The organism is Methylobacterium sp. CM6247 (assembly GCF_054817925.1).
In genome coordinates this window covers 3,890,061-3,907,447 of sequence record NZ_JBTXKX010000003.1, presented here as the reverse complement: position 1 = coordinate 3,907,447, position 17,387 = coordinate 3,890,061, and the positions used below count along the sequence as shown (strand labels likewise).

At 62.9% G+C, this 17,387-nt stretch carries 20 protein-coding genes and 1 pseudogene; 12 read left to right on the top strand and 9 right to left on the bottom strand.

Annotated elements, in window-relative coordinates; genetic code table 11:
* Positions 1–15: 15 nt before the first annotated feature.
* The 9 genes from ACYQOP_RS19435 to ACYQOP_RS19395 all read left to right on the top strand — a co-directional run bounded on the left by ACYQOP_RS19435 (position 16) and on the right by ACYQOP_RS19395 (position 7,555).
* Positions 16–201, top strand: a complete 186-nt coding sequence (locus ACYQOP_RS19435) for a hypothetical protein (protein WP_461223522.1) — start codon at positions 16–18, stop codon at positions 199–201.
* 431 nt (positions 202–632) lie between these two features.
* A complete protein-coding gene (locus ACYQOP_RS19430; protein WP_461223521.1) occupies positions 633–818 on the top strand; it encodes a hypothetical protein in 186 nt (61 codons plus the stop codon).
* A gap of 455 nt (positions 819–1,273) precedes the next feature.
* On the top strand, positions 1,274–1,681 hold the full coding sequence (locus ACYQOP_RS19425; RefSeq protein ID WP_461223520.1) for a hypothetical protein: 408 nt from the start codon (positions 1,274–1,276) through the stop codon (positions 1,679–1,681).
* Between the two features lie 17 nt (positions 1,682–1,698).
* Positions 1,699–1,935, top strand: coding sequence for a hypothetical protein (locus ACYQOP_RS19420; RefSeq protein ID WP_461223519.1), 237 nt, complete (start codon positions 1,699–1,701; stop codon positions 1,933–1,935).
* Positions 1,936–1,966: 31 nt separating this feature from the next.
* Positions 1,967–2,353, top strand: a complete 387-nt coding sequence (locus ACYQOP_RS19415) for a hypothetical protein (protein WP_461223518.1) — start codon at positions 1,967–1,969, stop codon at positions 2,351–2,353.
* Between the two features lie 26 nt (positions 2,354–2,379).
* Complete coding sequence (locus ACYQOP_RS19410; RefSeq protein WP_461223517.1) at positions 2,380–5,724, top strand: phage tail length tape measure family protein; 3,345 nt, start codon at positions 2,380–2,382, stop codon at positions 5,722–5,724.
* Positions 5,721–6,494 (top strand): hypothetical protein, encoded by a 774-nt coding sequence (locus ACYQOP_RS19405; RefSeq protein ID WP_461223516.1) that lies wholly within the window; start codon positions 5,721–5,723, stop codon positions 6,492–6,494. Before ACYQOP_RS19410 ends, ACYQOP_RS19405 begins: the two co-directional genes overlap by 4 nt.
* The gene (locus ACYQOP_RS19400) at positions 6,491–6,910 is read left to right on the top strand and encodes a hypothetical protein (RefSeq protein WP_461223515.1); all 420 of its coding nucleotides are present in this window, start codon (positions 6,491–6,493) and stop codon (positions 6,908–6,910) included. The genes ACYQOP_RS19405 and ACYQOP_RS19400 overlap by 4 nt, the downstream gene beginning before the upstream one ends.
* Before the next feature lie 345 nt (positions 6,911–7,255).
* The gene (locus ACYQOP_RS19395; protein ID WP_461223514.1) at positions 7,256–7,555 is read left to right on the top strand and encodes a hypothetical protein; all 300 of its coding nucleotides are present in this window, start codon (positions 7,256–7,258) and stop codon (positions 7,553–7,555) included.
* Positions 7,556–7,601: 46 nt separating this feature from the next.
* Here the strand turns inward: ACYQOP_RS19395 and ACYQOP_RS19390 are convergent, their stop codons facing one another.
* The 3 genes from ACYQOP_RS19390 to ACYQOP_RS19380 all read right to left on the bottom strand — a co-directional run bounded on the left by ACYQOP_RS19390 (position 7,602) and on the right by ACYQOP_RS19380 (position 10,695).
* Positions 7,602–9,158, bottom strand: coding sequence for an anti-phage dCTP deaminase (locus ACYQOP_RS19390; RefSeq protein WP_461225389.1), 1,557 nt, complete (start codon positions 9,156–9,158; stop codon positions 7,602–7,604).
* Positions 9,159–9,544: 386 nt separating this feature from the next.
* Positions 9,545–9,805 carry a hypothetical protein gene (locus tag ACYQOP_RS19385; RefSeq protein ID WP_461223513.1) on the bottom strand — a complete coding sequence of 87 codons (261 nt, stop codon included), beginning with the start codon at positions 9,803–9,805 and terminating at the stop codon, positions 9,545–9,547.
* Positions 9,806–10,359: 554 nt separating this feature from the next.
* Entirely contained in the window at positions 10,360–10,695 is a 336-nt protein-coding gene (locus ACYQOP_RS19380; RefSeq protein ID WP_461223512.1) for a hypothetical protein, read from the bottom strand.
* Between the two features lie 577 nt (positions 10,696–11,272).
* Between ACYQOP_RS19380 and ACYQOP_RS19375 the strand changes: the two genes are divergently transcribed.
* Genes ACYQOP_RS19375 through ACYQOP_RS19365 form a run of 3 tightly spaced genes read left to right on the top strand, consistent with a single transcriptional unit; the run spans position 11,273 to position 12,835 of the window.
* Positions 11,273–11,536, top strand: a complete 264-nt coding sequence (locus ACYQOP_RS19375; protein ID WP_461223511.1) for a hypothetical protein — start codon at positions 11,273–11,275, stop codon at positions 11,534–11,536.
* A gap of 11 nt (positions 11,537–11,547) precedes the next feature.
* Positions 11,548–12,564 carry a hypothetical protein gene (locus tag ACYQOP_RS19370; RefSeq protein WP_461223510.1) on the top strand — a complete coding sequence of 339 codons (1,017 nt, stop codon included), beginning with the start codon at positions 11,548–11,550 and terminating at the stop codon, positions 12,562–12,564.
* A gap of 1 nt (position 12,565) precedes the next feature.
* Positions 12,566–12,835 (top strand): hypothetical protein, encoded by a 270-nt coding sequence (locus ACYQOP_RS19365; RefSeq protein ID WP_461223509.1) that lies wholly within the window; start codon positions 12,566–12,568, stop codon positions 12,833–12,835.
* 546 nt (positions 12,836–13,381) lie between these two features.
* On the opposite strand, the gene ACYQOP_RS19360 is transcribed toward ACYQOP_RS19365, so the two are convergent.
* From ACYQOP_RS19360 to ACYQOP_RS19335, 6 genes and pseudogenes are all read right to left on the bottom strand, one after another.
* On the bottom strand, positions 13,382–13,663 hold the full coding sequence (locus tag ACYQOP_RS19360; RefSeq protein ID WP_461223508.1) for a tyrosine-type recombinase/integrase: 282 nt from the start codon (positions 13,661–13,663) through the stop codon (positions 13,382–13,384).
* A pseudogene (locus ACYQOP_RS19355) lies at positions 13,608–13,792 on the bottom strand (IS3 family transposase); the annotation flags it as partial. The pseudogene ACYQOP_RS19355 and the gene ACYQOP_RS19360, both read right to left, overlap by 56 nt.
* Before the next feature lie 77 nt (positions 13,793–13,869).
* Positions 13,870–15,276, bottom strand: a complete 1,407-nt coding sequence (locus ACYQOP_RS19350) for an amidase (protein WP_461223507.1) — start codon at positions 15,274–15,276, stop codon at positions 13,870–13,872.
* Positions 15,277–15,390: 114 nt separating this feature from the next.
* A complete protein-coding gene (locus tag ACYQOP_RS19345) occupies positions 15,391–16,074 on the bottom strand; it encodes a type 1 glutamine amidotransferase domain-containing protein (RefSeq protein ID WP_056425876.1) in 684 nt (227 codons plus the stop codon).
* Positions 16,075–16,176: 102 nt separating this feature from the next.
* Positions 16,177–16,407 (bottom strand): hypothetical protein, encoded by a 231-nt coding sequence (locus tag ACYQOP_RS19340; RefSeq protein WP_461223506.1) that lies wholly within the window; start codon positions 16,405–16,407, stop codon positions 16,177–16,179.
* 132 nt (positions 16,408–16,539) lie between these two features.
* Positions 16,540–17,142, bottom strand: a complete 603-nt coding sequence (locus ACYQOP_RS19335) for a TetR/AcrR family transcriptional regulator (protein WP_461223505.1) — start codon at positions 17,140–17,142, stop codon at positions 16,540–16,542.
* Between the last annotated feature and the right edge of the window lie 245 nt (positions 17,143–17,387).

Here is a 17,387-nt window from a genome sequence, read left to right as displayed (position 1 = left end):
GGAGGCTCGTGACGAATGAAAGATGACGAGCGTTTCAATAATATGGCGGAGGCTTGTTTGGCGGCGCATGAGGCTGTCGTCGAAGCAGGCACCCCTGCAATGATTGCTCTGACCCGTGCCCTCTTGTGGCAGGTAGATCAGGAACTCTCTCAACGAGAGGAACGGCACAAAGATATTCTTCGCTCAAGTAATGCTAAATAGCAACACCGTAGCTCATAGACACAATCTGCCTGCTACCGGCTACGGTTCGTACGCACCATCAACAGGCAGGTTAAGGTGCGCCCTGCTGATCTAGCCTATCAGTGGGCCATGCTCGACGTTTGCGCCCTCGCTCTCCTGTTCTTTGCGATGTGCCTGTTCGGCGTATTGGCATTCGTGGACTGATTACAGCCCAATCGGGCGTCAGCCCCCAATCGATGCCCTAGGGCTTCGCGCAGTCGTTCCCAGGGCTCAAGAAGGGTCAGCTACGGTCCAAGGACAAGATCACCATCCTTGAAATTTCGGCGCTCAACTGGCTAAGCCTGCTCGGCGCGGAAATCATGACGTATCCCGCCACTGCCCTAATCGGGCACGCTCTGCACACTTTGAAGCCCTTTTCCGAGGAGCCTACTGTGCAGACCGTCGCCCGTTCCATGTCCTTTCCTGAGTTCGTCCGCTTCCAGGCCGAGCGTGGTGTTTCCCAGGCACTCCTTACGGCTGCTCGCAAGCGTCGCACGTCAGCTTCTGAATACTTGCGCCACGCATTGCGCACGCAACTCGTCGCTGACGGCATCGACCTTCCCGCCCTCGACACCGCCCCCAACCGCGACGTCACCTGATCCGCAGCGCCGTGTCGTTTTCCATCATGGTCACCACCCCGCGACCCGTCGCGGCCGCTGCTCCGACCTCCAGCATACTCCGTAGCTGAAGCGGGCCCGGTCCGATCCCGCGGTGATGTGCATGCCCCTTCCGCCCCGCGGACCGCCGGGGACCCTGGCATCCCGACGCCTATACGGGTGGTCGGGGTCCCCAATGTTCCTAGCGCTAGGTTCAAAATTCTAGGTGCGCACCCATGCATAAGCCCGTCTCAGGCAACAAGCTTGCAGCCATTTTAGGCGTTTCGCAGACCGCTGTGCGCAACGCCTTAAAAGACAATCGTATCAAGCGCTTGCCAGGAGGTCTTATCGATCCCGTAGCCGCTCGGGAGGATTGGGCGGCGACCACGGACCCGTCTCGTAGCAAGGTGCGCACCTCAGGCAAAGTGCGCACCCAAGGTGCGCAGGTAGGTGCGCAGGTGCGCACCGAGGCGGACGCCCGCGAAGCAGTCACCCTGATCGCCCGCATCCTGGCCGAGGAAGGCATGCGGGATGACGGCAAAGGAATCGACTTCGGCAAGGTTCGCACGGCCGAGCTGATCCTGAAGGCCCGACAGCGCCATCTCGACCAAGCCGAGCAGGAAGGCACGCTGGTCGATCGCGCGGCGGCCGAGAGGCTGTTCTTCGACACAGCTCGCGAGACGCGTGACGCTTGGCTTTCCTGGCCGGCGCGGGTCGGCATTCCGATGGCGGAGGAGATCAAGATCGATCCGACCACGGGCAAGGTCGATCCGCGCAGCCTCGTCACCGTCCTGAGCAACTACGTCCGCCAGCATCTCGCCGAGATGGGCGAGCCGTCCGAACCCGAATGGAAGGCGCCGAAGTGACCGACGACATGATGCCGATGGCTGAGGCCCGCGAGCGCGCTGCGGCGATGCTCGAGGAGCAATGCAATCTCGTCCTGCGCTGGGCCGAGGGAGCGGTGCCGGAGATCGCGGCCGAGTACGGCATCGACGAAGCCGCCGCCTCCCACATCGTCGCGCGTCTCGCGGCTCAGCGCCTCGAAGAAGTCAGGGAGCGCAATGCTGTCCTGATCCGCGACCTGATCGCCTTATCCCGCCAGGCGCCGCGTCTGCACTGAGTTACCACCTTCACCACCAAAGGAATCCACCATGTTGAAGCTGAGCCAGCCCAAGACCGAAGCGACCTGGATCGACCTCATGGACGGCGTTCGTCTCCAGATCCGCCCCCCGTCGATCGCCCAGATCCTTCTCAGCCGCGAGGCTGCCGGCAAGGCGTACCTCGAAGAGCGCGAAGCGGGCTTGCTGGACGAGGCCAGCGACCTCCGCGCCACGACCGCGATGGTGATCCGGTACGCCCGCGCCGTCATCGCCGACTGGTCCGGCGTCGGCGATGCGAACGGCGAGCCCGCGCCGGTTACCCCAGAGAACATCAACGCCCTGATGGCCCGTTGGGACGCTTACGAGCGCTTCGACCAGCTCGTGTTCACTCCGGCCCTCAATGCGAACGCCAGCCCGGCGGTCGACGTCGCTGCCTGACACCAACCGCATAAAGGAGGCGGACCATGGCCAACAACATCGCGATCCGCCTCGGCGTAGAGGGTGGAGCGGACGTAAGGCGGGCATTCGAGGATGCGGGCGGCGCCGGCCGACAGGCGTTCGATGGGGTTGCGGCCTCGATGGACAAGGCCGGGGTGGCAAGCGACCGCCTCGCTCAGAAGACCCGCGAAGCGCAAGCGGCGGCTCGCGCGGCGCAGGCTGCCTCGCGCGCATCGGCTGCGACCGGCCCCGCCTCCGGCTCCGGCCAGCCGGCGAACGCGCCCGGCTTCAGCCCGGCATCCCTGCGAGTGGCCGAGCGGGTGCGGGCGGAAGTCGACGCCGAGTATGCCCGCCAGATCAAGCTTGCCCGCACCGAAACGGGCATCAATACCGGGTATGCCGCCGGCCGGTATGACGACGCCGAGCGCGACCGCCTTCGCGCCCTCGCCGCCGCGAAGTATGCGCCCGCCTCCGATCCTGCGCCGGTCACCGCCTCGCGCACCATCGCCGCCGGCTGGCGTGATTTCGAGGCCGCCGGCAGCGCGACCCTGAAGGAGATCGAGGCCGGTCGAACGGCCGCCATGCGGAATGCAGAGGCCAGCCGGCGGCTCGGAGCGCTCGGCCTCACGCCGCAGACGGCGGCGAACCAGAACCGTCGCCTTCGTCAGGACGAAGCCACCAACCTGATGTATCAGGGCGGGGACATCGTGGCCCAGCTGGGCAGCGGCTCCGGCCTCGGCATGATCGCCATGCAGCAGGGTCCGCAGATCGCGCAGATCTTCGCGGGTCCGGGCGGCGCCAGCATCAAGGGTGCAGCGGCGCAGGCGAGCGAAGCGGTTTCGAGCTTCGTCTCTCGCATCGGCCTCGTCGGCGGCGCGATCGGCGTCACCACGGCGGCGGTCATCACCGGAGCGGCCGCATTTGCCAGCTACCGCTCTCAGCAGCGGGAGGTGGAGATTGCTACCTCCGGCATCGGTCGGGCATCCGGCGCCACGGTCGGCGCGATCAACGCCATCGCCGATGCGCAGGCCGGCGCTGCGGGCCTCTCGCGCAGCGCCGCCCGCGATCTCCAGGCGCAGTTCGCAGGGACCGGCCAGATCGGCACGAAGATGTACGCCGGCCTGCTTGCCAGCGTGCGCGATTACGCGAACGCAACCCGTCAGGATCTACCGGAGGCGGGCGCTGCGCTCGCCGAGGCATTTGCCGATCCGACGCGCGGCGCCGAGAAGCTGAACGCGCAGCTCGGGTTCCTCGATGACACCGCGCTCCAGGCCATCGGCCGGCTTCAGGCGCAGGGCGACCGCCTCGGCGCGCAGAAGATGCTTCTCGACGCCTATTCCGGCAGCGTCGCGGGCGCCACGCAGAAGCTCGGGTTCTTCGCCAGGCAGTGGCAGGACTTCAAGACCACCACCAGCAACGAGATCGACGGGATCGGCCGGTTCATTGAGCGGGGCTTTGGAGGTGGTGACGCTGAGTCCCGCATGAAGACGCTTCAGGCGCAGCTGAAGCGCAACGAGGGCTCGAAGGGCGCGCTCGGCGGGCTTCTCGACCCGCTGTTCAACTACGACGCAGGCATCATCAAGGACAAGATCGCGGAGGTTCAAGCCGAGATCGACAAGGCCGCGAAGGAGAGCGGCCAGGCGCAAGCCAACCAGCGCTCGTTCGCGGTCGGCAACCTCGTCCGGTCCCTCAACCCGGAGCGGGAAGAGCTGAAGAAGCTCACCAGCGAGGGCGTGCTCCTCCGCAAGGCCATCACCGATCCGATCGCATGGGGTCTGAAGACGGACCAGATCGATGCCGCCCGCCGCGCCTTTGGCGATGTGAGCACGGTGGTGAAGAACCTTGTCGAGGACATGGACAAGTTCGGCAGCCGGGCCGTCGCCGCGCTCAACTGGACGGCCGACTTCAACCTGAAAACGGTCGGCTACGCCCCCGGGGCGCAGGCCGTGGCGGCAACGAACGACAAGTACGAACAGCTTCTCCGCGACGCCAAGGAGGCCGACCGCGCCGGCATCGAGGCGGCCCGCCAGAAGGAGTTGGAGACCCTTCGCCAGTCCTCGCTCCTCCAGCCCGGCAACTACTCCACCAGCGTCCGCGACATACCGGAGCAGTACCGAGACCGCGTGTCATCGGCGGCGAACAGCGCCGGCATCGACGCCAACCTGCTCGCATCCGTGTTCCGGCAGGAGTCGCGGTTCCGGCCGGAGGTGATCGACGGCCGTAAGCTCAGCCCGGCCGGCGCGGCCGGTCCCTTCCAGTTCATGCCGGGAACGGCGACGCAGTACGGCGTGGATCCGCTCGACTTCACCAGCGCGGCCAATGGTGCGGCGCGCCTCATCCGCGATCGTCTGAAGGCACGCAACGGCGACGTCGCTCTTGCTCTGGCCGATTACAACTGGGGCCAGGGGAACGTCGATAGCGTGGGCCGTGACCCGTCCCGCTTCCCGAAGGAGACCCGCAACTACATCGCCGACGTGACCCGGCAGACGCCCGGCATCACCGAGCGGGTCCAGGAACTCGATGCGAACGCCCGCGCGGTCCAGCTGGCCACCGACAACCTGAAGGCCAACACCGAGCTCTACGGGGTCAATGGCCAGAAGCTCGAGGCCACCACCCGCGCCAACGAAATGCTCTCGCAGCAGATGGCACGGGGCATCCCAGTCACGGACTCGCTGCGGGCCAGCATCCTGCAATTCGCCAACGACGCGGCCAGCGCGGCGCAGAAGCAGCGCCTCATTCAGTTCGACAGCGACAGCAAGTTTGAGCGGGAGCAGCTAGGCCGGTCCGCCAGCGAGCAATCGGCCTATGCGGTAGGGCGGCGGGTCGTCGGCGACACGTCCAGCGATGCGGCCCGTGCGGTCATCGAAACCGTCCGCATGAACGACACCTTGCGGGAGACGAAGAGCATCGCGACCGACGCGTTCGGCGGCCTGCTCACCGACCTGCGCCAGGGCCGCGACCTCATGAGTTCGCTGGGCAACGCGACCGGCCGCTGGGCGGATCGGCTTCTGACTGCGGCGGCCGACAAGTCCGTCTCGGCCATGTTCGCGGGCTTTGGTGGCAGCGGGCCGGGCGGCGGTGGTGGCATGGCGTCGTTGCTCGCCAGCGCGAAGTCGTTCCTCGGCTTCGACCAGGGGGGCTACACCGGGCCCGGAGGCCGCCTGGAGGCCGCCGGCATCGTCCACAAGGGCGAGCTGGTCTGGAGCCAGGACGATATCCGCAGGGTTGGCGGTGTCGCTAGCGCCGAGGCGCTCCGGAAAGGCTTCCGAGGCTACGATCTCGGCGGCTTCGTCGGCGACATGCCAGGGCGTCCCGTGTTCCCGAGCGGCGGCACGGGCAAGCCCGCCCTCTTCATCGGAGTTGCCGCATGACCGCCAACGCCATGTTCGTGGTGGAGGACGGCATCGTCGTGTTCTCGGACGGTGCCGCCTATGACGAGACGGGCACCATCCGCCAGATCCACGACAAACAGCTCATCCGCGCCGATATCGACACCGTCATCACTTGCTCAAGCAGTGGTTCGGGTCTGTCCCTGCTCAATCTGGCAATAAGTTCGGATGCGCCGGGGGGCTTCGATGATGTAGCGGACCAGATGCCCGGTTGGTCGCGGGAAGTGCATGCCATGATGATGGCGGCGTTTCCCGAGCGCGGCGAGACCGAGAATTGGGCCATGTACCTCTACGGCGGGTGGTCTGAGCGTGCGCAGGCTTGGAAGGCGTTCCTCATCATCACCCTGTCAGGCTCGATGCTTGGGATGCGCTGTGAGGCATACACGCCCGTACCGCTTGCCACCTACGTCAAGCCGGAAGCATCGCCCGAAGCGCTCGCGAAAGTCGGGCTGCCGGCCGATCTGAATACCCTGCCGGCGCCGGTCGATCCCCACGATCTCGGACTCCGACTGATGATGGCCCTGCGCCACACGGAGCAAACCGAGATCCATGGGCCGGGATCGCGTTCCGGCTACATCGTCGGCGGCTTCCTTCAGCACACTCATCTCAGGCGGGGCCGCGCCGAGACGCGGATCGCCTATCGCTGGCCGGACGAGATCGGCCGTCCCATCGATCCCTCAGGCGACCCGCCCTTCACGATCGAATATGGCACCGCGCCGGTCTCGGCCATGGAAATGGAGGCTGCGGAATGAACATCGTCCAGCGCGCGAAGGCGCACGCTCTCGTCGCCGCCCTACGTCTGAAGTCTACTGATCTCGAAGTGTTCGAGGCCTTGCAATCCATCGCGCAGAGCGACGGGGCTTTCGTGGCAAAGCAGACGGTGCCGGCGCTATTGACGTCGCCAGCAAGCCGCGAGACCGAGGACGTCATCGAGCGGGCTCTGGAGGGCTACATTCGGGACCGGACGCAGGGCTTCCGCCGGGACGGGGCCGACCCGAGCGCGACGACTGCCTATGGCTTGGCGTTCCTCATGGCCTTCCACAGCGCCAGCGACGAAGCGGTGGCTCACGCTACCTGGGCGCAGGGTAAGACGCCTTCCGGCCTGCCGGCACAATGCGCTCGGCGTGCTGAATGCCGGGCATGTGAACAATGCTCTGCCTTCTCATGACCACCACCGGCGGACTCACCTCCGGCGCCTCTGACCTCCCGACGAAGGAGGCTTGTGAGGCAGCCCGGAAGGATTTGGACCTGCTGACGATCAGGTTCAACGAAAACAGTGAGGGCGGAAAGCAGCCCTACTTCCGGCACCCTATTGAAATCCGTTGCATCCAGTAAGCGAACGGCAAACCGTAGGCGTTAGAGCCTGCCGAAAATGAAGCGCACCATATTGCCCGGCTTCGACACCTCGTCGCGTCCCTCGCGCGCGATCCGAATAATTCGGCCGGCCGCAACTACTGCGGCATGGGCCTTGTGAGGCTCCGTATAGCCGTCGCGCTCGCCGAATTTGCCGCCGGTGACGATCGACGGCCATGTTGTCGAAGCCCAGAACTGGCATCGCGTCCGGGCCAAGGCTGGGATGCACGTCCTCATTCGAATCGTCCCCCAAGGCGACGCTCTCAAAAGCGTGCTGACCATCGCCCTGACGGTGGCGGCTGTGGCGGCGGGGCAATATTACGCCCTCGGCCTGCTGGAGGTGCTGAGCATTGGAGCCGGCGTGGCGACGCAGGCGGCCGCGGCAGCGGCGATCACCAGCCCGGTGATGGACGGTGGCCGGATTTGCTTAGACGCATTTGCCCGGAGGGGGCTGGACTGAGCACTATCAGGACGCGGGAAATTAGAATAATGTAAGAGCGGGAGCGTTAGTTTAATTTTTCTTCTTCCTCAGCTTTCTGGTCCAGAAAGTCTGCGGGCAGAGACTTAAGTTTCATGTAAGATCCAACTATATCTCCAAAAATTGTACTTTCATCCTGCAAATAGTATGGAGTTGTGACGTTCAAGCTCGGTCTCGGCGCGCCGTGAACCCAAGCCATATATGTGCCATTGTCTTCTTTTCGCTTCGCACGTTCGAAAAGTTCACCATACCTCCTAGGTGATATGCCGTAGAAGTGTTCAAATTCCGATGCAGGAAAATGCTTGTATTTGCCTCGATCACTGCCCTCAACGGCAATTGAGTCGCCGTGCAAGATCGCTACAAGACTTTTTGGATAAGGTTCAAGAAATACCACTTTTTCTATTCCTGCGGCGACAATGTGTTTTGCGCACATATGGCAGGGGAACGCAGTACAATATAATGAGCTTCCTTTAGCGCCTCTTCCAAGTCTTGCCGCGTCTGATATTGCAGACATCTCCGCATGGACGATTCGCCCATACTCTAGAGCATCCATGAACTGAGAGTCTTTGATCCTTTTATTTTTTAAAAGCTCGTTGATATCTACTCCAATAATTCCTGCGATTTCTGACAATATCTCACGTTTACGCTTATCGTTGGAGTCCTGCAGTCGTAAATACTCACGATCATCATAAGTATCATCACACCAGTATGTTCCACCGTGCCCTTTTGGAACTTCGTTAGAACCTATTGATACAATTTCACCTTCTGAAGAGAAGATAGCAGCACCCACTTGTCTAGACAGATCGAGGGTCCTCAGGGCGGCGGCCTTGGCTATAAACATACCGTATTCGTTTTTATTAGGTGATATAGAATTGGAGCCAAACAAAAGATCAATAAACCGCTTGATTTGATCATAAGTAGTTGGCGACTGAACATCAGCACTAATTATCAAATCGCCATCACTAAATATTTTTGATACGCGCTGCCCGTGATCCGAGTCCTTTTCATCCTGATCTACTTGGATTATTCTTTCGGCATCCGACCTAAACTCGTTTATGTTGGCAGACCCGGTGTCGCTTGCAAAAAGATTTGCCAGATTATCTACACGCGCGCCCCGGCGAGAATAAATAGACACTTGAAAGAACAGCCTGCCATATACGGATCGAAGAAGTGTAATTTCTTCTTTCCTTTTAAACTGATGCATCAAGTAAACAGTTTTCTCGGCGAGTTTAAGTTTTGATTTTCCAAGTAATTTTAGATCAGCCTCTCTTTTCTTAGCAATTTTTCCTATGGTCATAGCGCTTAGAAAAGCATTATCACTGAATTCTCCACGCAGCTGGTTTCCATATTGGATGTAAGTATCGTATCGTTTTAGTTGCGTAGTTTTATCTAATGCAGGCTTTGGCTCAATGTGTTCTTTTAGAGAATCAAATACATCCGTTACTTTCAATTCTATTACTCGATAATCAAGATCCTCAAAGCATTTTTTGAAATCAGCGACGCATCTCTTAACATCGGCCCCGATTGGGGCAACGAACCCAAAGAAAATTTCTGGGAACTCGATTTCGGGTATCTTCGCAACCATCAGCTTCACGCTATGTTCTAGGTCTGATACCAAGCGATGGTCGAGGGCTGACCATGCAGAACCAGACAACACAGCGAGTACGTGCATTGGATGCGATTGAAGAGTCAATCCAGAGGACTCTCCAAGCCCAAAATGAGTATCTTGCGGCTTGGAATGCGGATTGGAAACAAAGGGTTGCGATGAATTTTGCGTCCCTTTCAGACGACCCTGCGGAGGAGATCACAAGTGGTCCAGACGAGGCTGACGCTTCTCCGATTCTAGAGGTCTGAGGCCCTTATCAGGCCCTTTGAACTTCACCCTTTCCAGGGCGGCGAATCAAACGCCGCCTTTCTTTTTGACGTCACCATTCTGCTTAGTGAGGGTGACGCCGCGGCTTCGAGGGCGGGTCAGTGGTTGGCTGGCTCATCCTCCGAGAACGATCGGATGCCGTCCTCGGCTAAGGCGCGCTCAAACGCCTCGTAAGCGCCAACGTCATCCGTGAACGTCTCCGTCCAAACCAACGAGCCTCCATCCTGGCCGACAACCTCCAGGGTCCACACATCCTCAGTGCCCGCGAACCGGTAGATGTGAACCGTCACCGTGTGACCATCACGGGTGATAGGACCGCCAAGGGGGGAGTGCTCTAGCTCGCGATCTGGGATCGACACGGCCTACCTCCTCACATGCTTGTCTCGGGAATGTCCTTGCCTGCGGTGTCGGACGCCATGGCGACCTCTCCCTCCCAAGGCAGGCTTTGCCAAGGCGGCTGGCCAGCACGTGCCTCGTAATCCTCAAGCGAAAGCGTCAGCTGGCCGTGCTCGCCGTCTTCTACTCGAACGTGCGTAGGCCGTGGCTGCATGGGGAGACACAGGTAAAGGCCTTTGAATGAGGTCGCCATGTGGTCAGCCTTACAGAGAGTGCCAGACGGAAGGTGGCCCTTATCTACTCGCCTGAGCCCGATGGAGGCAGGCCCCGTTCTGGCGTAGGCACGACCCCAAGGCCCCCGGCAGCATCCGGTCCGGCTGCACCAAGGCGCCTCAGCAGTGCCTCATAGGTCTCAGCGGCTGGCGAGTGAGGCTGAAGCTCGTTCGTGCTGTCCAAGATCTGGCGAACGTCCTCGACAAAAAGGCGCTTCGCCTCGTCGCCCCCTGGCACGGCTTCAAACAGGCGACCAATCGCGAGCTCGAAGAGGCCAACGAGTATGCCGAGCTTTTGAGTGTCTTCAGACATCGTCTCGCCCTTGGGGTGATTGAGAGAGCTCGTCGCCTGTGGTGCGGTCCATGGTGACGGAGCCGTCAGCCAGATTGATCGATCTGACCCGAGGGCTTGGGGTCTTCTTGCTACCTTCTTCCCAGGCAGACAAAACCGCGTTGGTCACGGTGACGATGGCATCCACCGATCCGCCAATCCCCGGTCGGATTGCCTCTATCAGGCGGGCAAGGAGCGCCTCCTCGTGAGAGGGATCTATCAGCGTCGTCCATTGGCCACGGAAGGCATAATAGACGTTCTCCGCGATGATGCGGGCGGCCTTGTCCTCAACAGATGCGTCCTGCTGCACGTGCGCCTCCCCGCTCATTTAAAGTAGCCGTTCGCTTTTGAGTGCACGTCAGGCTTCTGGCCGTCATACTCGATCAAGATGAAAGCTGCGCACTAATGCTTCCGAGGAGCGGCTGAGACAGCATCCCGAGCTAAACGCGCAGCCTTTTGGCGAGCCATATTCTCTTCCGACCGACTTACGGGCAAAACTTCGTCAGGCATGGAAATTGGCTCGCTTTGCTCCTTCGCAAAAGCTGCTTCCGCTCTCTTTCGCTCTTTGCTCTGCTGTTCAGACACGATGGTTCCTTAAGTCGAAGGCAGTCGCTTCGCCTTCAACGCTTCTTCCAGGAGGCGGCGGATGGCTTCGGATCGTTTCGGCTTATCGGGTTGGGTATCGCTCCAAGCATCGATTTCAGCCCGTAACTCGGGAGCAAGGCGAATTGAGGTCGCCGGATCCTTACCAGTGGCAGGACGTCCACGCCTTTTAGGTGTGACCTCAATTGACATCCGCATTCCAAAAAGGTACGACATAAAACAGGCCAGAGCAAGGTAGCAGCCTCACTCCGGCCCTGACCACTTACGTCGAGGGACGACGCATCATGGCTATCCGAAATTCTACAGCATCGGCTCGCGCCGGTGAACGCTCTCGCTCGCCTTTTGCAGCAGCATACGCCCGTCCATTCCCAGAGCTTGAGGCTTCGGAGGACGAGGCGGGGGAGCACTGGCCCGTCATTCGCGCCGACCGGACCGATACGGACCACGTCCGCGCCCCGCGCTTCCTCGAAATGGCCGGTGACCTCGTCTCTGCCGTTCTCATCATTGCCGGGGGCGTGCTCGCCTACGGCTTCGTGCACGTGGCTTGAGGGAGGGAGCCATGAAGAGCTTCAACTTCGCCAGGCTTATTGGTGCCGACGCTGCTAAGCCAACCCTGCGCGAACGAGCCGCCTCCCTGAAGGCATCCGCCGTCCGCGTGATTCGCCGTCCGGAGCTAGTCGATGCGGAGCCCAGGCTTGATTGGAGCAACCCGCCCGAGGGGTTCCTGCCGTACCCGGTGGACGTGCCGGCGGCCTTCCTCAACATCTCGGATTATCTGCGCCATGAGGCCCAGCGCCTTCACGCCGTCGCGCTGGCTGAGTTCGCCCGTCGGAAACAAGCCTATGAGGCTGGCATGTCTGGCTCCGAGCTTGCTGGTGCTCTCGACCGTCTGCGCCGTCGTCTTCGGCTTGTAGAGCTGGAGCAGGCAGCCAACCCTGAGTGCGCGATCTCGACTGAGTTCACGCCTGGGGACGGCAACATCCTCTACGAAGATGCAAACGGCATGGTTCACGACGGGCCAATCGCGAAGTGGCTCGGGTTCATGGCGATGCGCATGTACGCCGTGGCGAAGGAAGAAGAGAACCGGGCGTTCAACGAAAAGTCCGTCCCCAATCAGGAGGCCAACCGACTCTTAGAGGACGGGCTGCGTCGCGATCTCCGCCTTGATGCCCTGTTCGATCTCGCCTTCCGGTCTGACGCTGTGTTTGAAGCGGCCAAGGACAGTCGCATAGGCCAAGGTCCGGTCGCGCGCTTGTCGCTGGTGGACGAGCTTCTGAGCGCCTGGTGCGAGTGGACTGCAACAGCTGGCATGGGCGATAGCCCGGAGGAGGAAGCGGCTTGGGAGCGCAACTCGCAGATCCGGAATCGCCTGATCGACACGGCCGATGCGTTGCCGGCCACGGCGGAGAACGTACCAGCGAAGGCGGTTGCCCTGGCTTGGATTAGCTACGCGGAGCTTTGGTTCAAAGACAAGCAGCGGCAGGACTACGCCACCAATGGCCGATTGGCGCTCGATATTCACGCCGCAGCGCAGAGATCGACCCAAGCGGGTAGCCTTCAAGAGTCGGTGGCCTGACATGTCCAACGTCGTTCGCTTCCCAGCCTCCCGCCGGATCCAGGCCACCACCATCCCACGAGAGGAGTTCGAGCGCTTGGCCGAGCTCGCCCTCGATATCGTCGACCGCATCGTGGCGCTCCTCGATGAAGCTGACGGCGATCCCGATCGGGAGACCGATGCTGACCCTGAGCCGGATGCAGATGGAGAGCCGTCGCTGGCGGCCCCTATCGGCGGAGCGTGCCAGGTCGTTTGGGCCAGGGGTGGCGATCGCGACCTCGAGCTACCGTGACGAGGCCTTTCGCTTCAATCGTCTCGCGACCGCAGGCCGAGAAGTAGCACCGTCATCGCGACCGATCCGGCAATGATCAGAGACAACACAATCTGATCCGTCGGATCGCTAGCGAAGGCGCGTGCAACCGCCGGTCCGACCAGGGCGCATCCAGCGCCGGCAAGGACCGCAACCGTTCGTGACGTCATCAGGTCACCTCGTTTGAGCCAATCGAGGCTCATGAAAGGCAACGGGTGGATGGATCACTGGTGCGCCCGAGGTGACTTCGTGCCTCACGCCAGGGCAGGGCGGTTGCTACCGCATTTGCTACCCAACTCATTGATACGGGCAGGGATAGAGAACGATGGGTGAACGCCGCAAACTCGAAATACCGAGCCCAGACAACACTTTAGCTAATTGCAGGGGATTGAACGGGATGGCCAGGAGCGAATTTCAAGACCGCTGCCTTAAACCACTCGGCCACCCTTCCAAGCCGTTGCGCAGGCTAGATCATTTGCCTTCGCCGACGCTTGATTCTTCGTCCGTCGCTGCCGGATTTATACCCAATCATCCGGCCGCCTTGTCTATGGCGGCGCGCATGGCAGCGTCAACCTTCGCGGCGGCATCCTCCTGCATTCCGGGCATCACGCGGGAGTACAGATCGAGGGTGATGCCGATGCTGGAATGGCCGAGGCGCTCCTGCGCGATCTTGGGGTGGATGCCGCTCGTCGACATCTGCGTCGCGTGGCTGTGCCGCAGGTCGTGGAAGCAGATGTGAGGGCAGGGCGGTTGGCAGGGTTTCGGGGCCGCCGCTCCGGTGGGCCGCGTACCGGCGGTAGAAGGTGGCACGCGAGATACCAGGTTTCTCCAGGGTGGCCCGTACCGGCAGGTGAAACGGCTCGACCAGCCGGATGATCTCAGCTTCTCGGGGACCGGATACCTCGTGCCCCGTCGCCCCCAGCCCCGCCCATGCCCTTTTCGAGCAGGCATTTCCGCCGTTCGACCTCCGGTCATGGGCGGGGACCCCGAAGCGCTCTCCGGCAGGTTCCCGCCCGTCAAAGGCTCGGGTGCAGGCCGCGGACTGTGCTGACGCTCTCCAGTACCGCGGCGGCGTGCAGGATCGTGGTCTCTGCCTGCCAGCGCCCCACCAACTGCACGTTGATGGGCAGACCCTCCCGGCTGGTCCCGAAGCGCATCGACAGCCCGGGCAAGCCCGTCACGTTCAGGGGCACCGTCGCGCCCTGCAGGTAGGTCAGGTCGACCGTCTCGCCGTTCACGACGAGTTCGGTGATGCCGTGTTCGTGCGCCGGCACCGGCAGCACCGGGGTGAGAAGGACGTCGTAATCTCGGAAGTAGGTCGCATAGCCGTCCCGGAGACGCTCCGCCGCCTGCTCGGCCGCGATGTAATCCTCCATCGAGGTGTCGGGCAGCGACAGCATGGTCTTGGCCATCGTGTACATCTGGTCCTCGTGCCCGGCGGTCGCCTCCCGGAAGGCCGGCTTCATCTCCATGACGTGGAGCTTGTTGAACACGTCGAGGGCGAAGTCGCGCTCCAGTGCCGGGATGTGGACCTCCTCGACGGGGTGCCCCTCGCCCTCGAGCGCCTCGGCCGCCGCCTTGACGGTCGCCACCACCTCCGTGTCGATGGGACCGAAGCCCGGCCCGACCATCCAGCCGACGCGAAGCTTGCGGTCCGGCGCGGCGCCGATACCGGCGTCGAACGGGACGGCGCCGGTCGCGAAGGCGTCCAGTCCATCGGGGCCGGCCAGTTGCGAGAAGGCGAGCGCGAGGTCGCGGATGCTGCGCGCCATCGGGCCGACATGCCAGAAGCGGCGGGGCGCCCGTGGCCAGATGCCGGTCATCGGCACACGCCCATGGGTCCCCTTCAGCGAGACGATGCCGGTCTGCGCCGCCGGTCCGCGTACCGAGATGGCGAGGTCGGTGCCGAGGCCCAGCGGCGACATGCCCGCCGCGATGGCCGCCGACTCGCCGCCGCTCGATCCGCCCGGTGTACGGGTGAGATCCCAAGGGTTGTTCGAGCGGCCGGAGAGCAGGTTGTCGCTCTCGATCCAGTAGGAGAACTCCGGCAGGTTGGTCTTGGCGAGCAGGATGCCGCCGGCCTTCTTCATGCGGGCGACGCTGGTCGCGTCGGTGTCGGGAGTGCGGCCCTTGAAGATGGGTGAGCCGCGCTGGGTCATCACGCCGGCGGTGTCGATGGAATCCTTGACGGTGAACGGCACGCCGTGCAGGGGGCCGAGCTCCCTGCCCGCCATGACCGCTGCCTCGGCCTCCTTCGCGACGGAAAGTGCATTCTCCGCGACGGTGACGATCGCGTTGACCTTGGAATCGACCGCCGCGATGCGGTCGAGATGGGCCTGCACCACCTCGACAGGCGAGACCTGCCGGGTGCGGATCAGCTCTGCGAGACGGGTCGCGTCCGAGAAGAGGATGTCGGTGGCCATGGGATGAGATCCTTCGAGACCGCCGGTGCGGCCGGATCGCGCTGGCTCGGCCAAGCGACGATCATGGTTCGAGCGGGTGGTCGGGTGCGGGCGCCACCTCGGGCGCCCGCATCCTCAGCGGTTCGCGAGGTGGGCGACGAGGCGCTCGGCGGCGGGGCCGGAGGAGGCCGGGTTCTGGCCGGTGACGAGCAGGCCGTCCGTGACGACGAAGGGTCCCCAATCGGCTCCCTTGGCGTAGAGACCTCCGTTCCGCTTGAGCTCGTCCTCGACCAGGAATGGAACCACCTGGGTGAGACCGACGGCCTCCTCCTCGGTGTTCGTGAAGCCGGTGACGTTCCGGCCTTCGACGAGGGGCTTCCCGCCTTCCGCCTTGGCATGGCGCAGGACGCCGGGGGCGTGACAGACCAGGGCTACGGGCTTGCCCGCGCCGAGCGTCGTTTCGATGAGCCTGATCGAGGCCGGGTCCTCTGCGAGGTCCCAGAGGGGCCCGTGACCGCCGGGATAGAAGACGGCGTCGAAGCCCTCGTGGCCGACGGCGTCGAGCCTGCCCGTTTCGGCGAGCACCGCCATGGCCGCCGCGTCGGCTTCGAAGCGGCGCGTCGTGTCGGTCTGGAAGCTCGGCTCGGCGCTCTTCGGATCGAGCGGTGGGCGGCCGCCCTCGGGCGACACCAGGACCACCTCCGCGCCCGCATCCTTGAACACGTAGTAGGGGGCCGCGAGTTCCTCCAGCCAGAAGCCGGTCTTCCGGCCGGTATCGCCGAGGCGGTCGTGCGAGGTCAGCACCATGAGGATCTTCATCGTTGTTCTCCGGATCTTTCGCTTGGGGTGAGCAGGACGTCTTGGGTTATCGGGCCTTTCGCCGGGTCCGCACGGTGGCGGCTCGGGGAAGGTGGACCGGCGCTATCGCGCCTTTGCGGTGCGTCCCGTGGCCGGATCTCGCACCGGCGCCGCTTGGGAGGGGCGGAGCTCCGGGTTCGCGCCACGGACCTCCTCGAACCGCGCCATGCGGACGGCGCCGATCGTCTCGAGGGTGATCCGTTCCTGCGCAGTTGCTTCCGGCATGGTCAGGAACGCCATCAGCCCGGTAAAGGGGAGGGTCGCGGCGACAGATGTCTTCGTGTGGTGGGGCATGGGTTTTCTCCGTCTGGGTTCTGTTCGCCGGCCGGCCCGAGGAAGGTGATCGTCTGCCGGTAAAAAATAGACCGGTCGTCTCGTTTTTGGGCCTGTAAAAGGTGGTTCTCGGCAACGTCGGAATGAGGTGGGTCAATGCGAGCTGAGGCCGAGGATGCGCCGGGTCGTCCCCATGGCAGCCTCGAACGGTGCGTCGGTCCGGACGATCTTGGCCATCAGGCTCGCACCCAGCCAGACGTGGTAGAGCATCTCGGCGATCGTCCGCGGCTCGCCCTCGACTGTGAGCGAGCCCTCCGCCACGCCCGCCGCGATCGCTCCCGACAGGCGTTCGATGATCCCGGCGGTCCCGCTCTTGAGGGCAAGGCGCATGGCCTCGGACAGGTCCGAGACCTCCGCCGCGAGCTTCACCGCGAGGCACTTGCGCTGGTCGTCAATGCTTCCCTGCGTTGCCTGCCATTTCCGCCAGTAGTTCATCAGTCGCTCGGCATGGCTCAAGCCGGGCTCAGCGAGGGTTGTGTCGAGATCGGCAAGGTAGCTTTCGAAGTAGTCCGCCAGAAGAGCCTCGCCGAAGGCCTCCTTCGAGCCGAAATAGTGGTAGAACGACCCCTTGGGCACGCCGGCCGTGGCCAGAATCTCATTGAGACCCACCCCTGAGAAACCCTTCGCGCCCACGAGGCCGTAGGCGGTATCGAGGATGCCCTGTCGGGTGTCGGTATGTGCGGTGACGCGTGCCATGACCCTTAACTAGTCTGAATTAGACCGGTCGTCTAGAGGGGTGCGCTCCATTTTTTGCTGGAAGCACTTTTATGTGCCGCCGGGCCAACGAACCGATCCTGCCGCGGTTCTCATGGGCCGGACCGGCCTGCGCGGCACCAAGGCCGAGAACCTCGACCGCGAAGAGGCCGAGCAATCGCCGCAGCCAGGCTCAGGCCGAGACCGGCGTGCGGAGCGGCGAGTAAGTCGCGCGGTAGCTGCGCGGG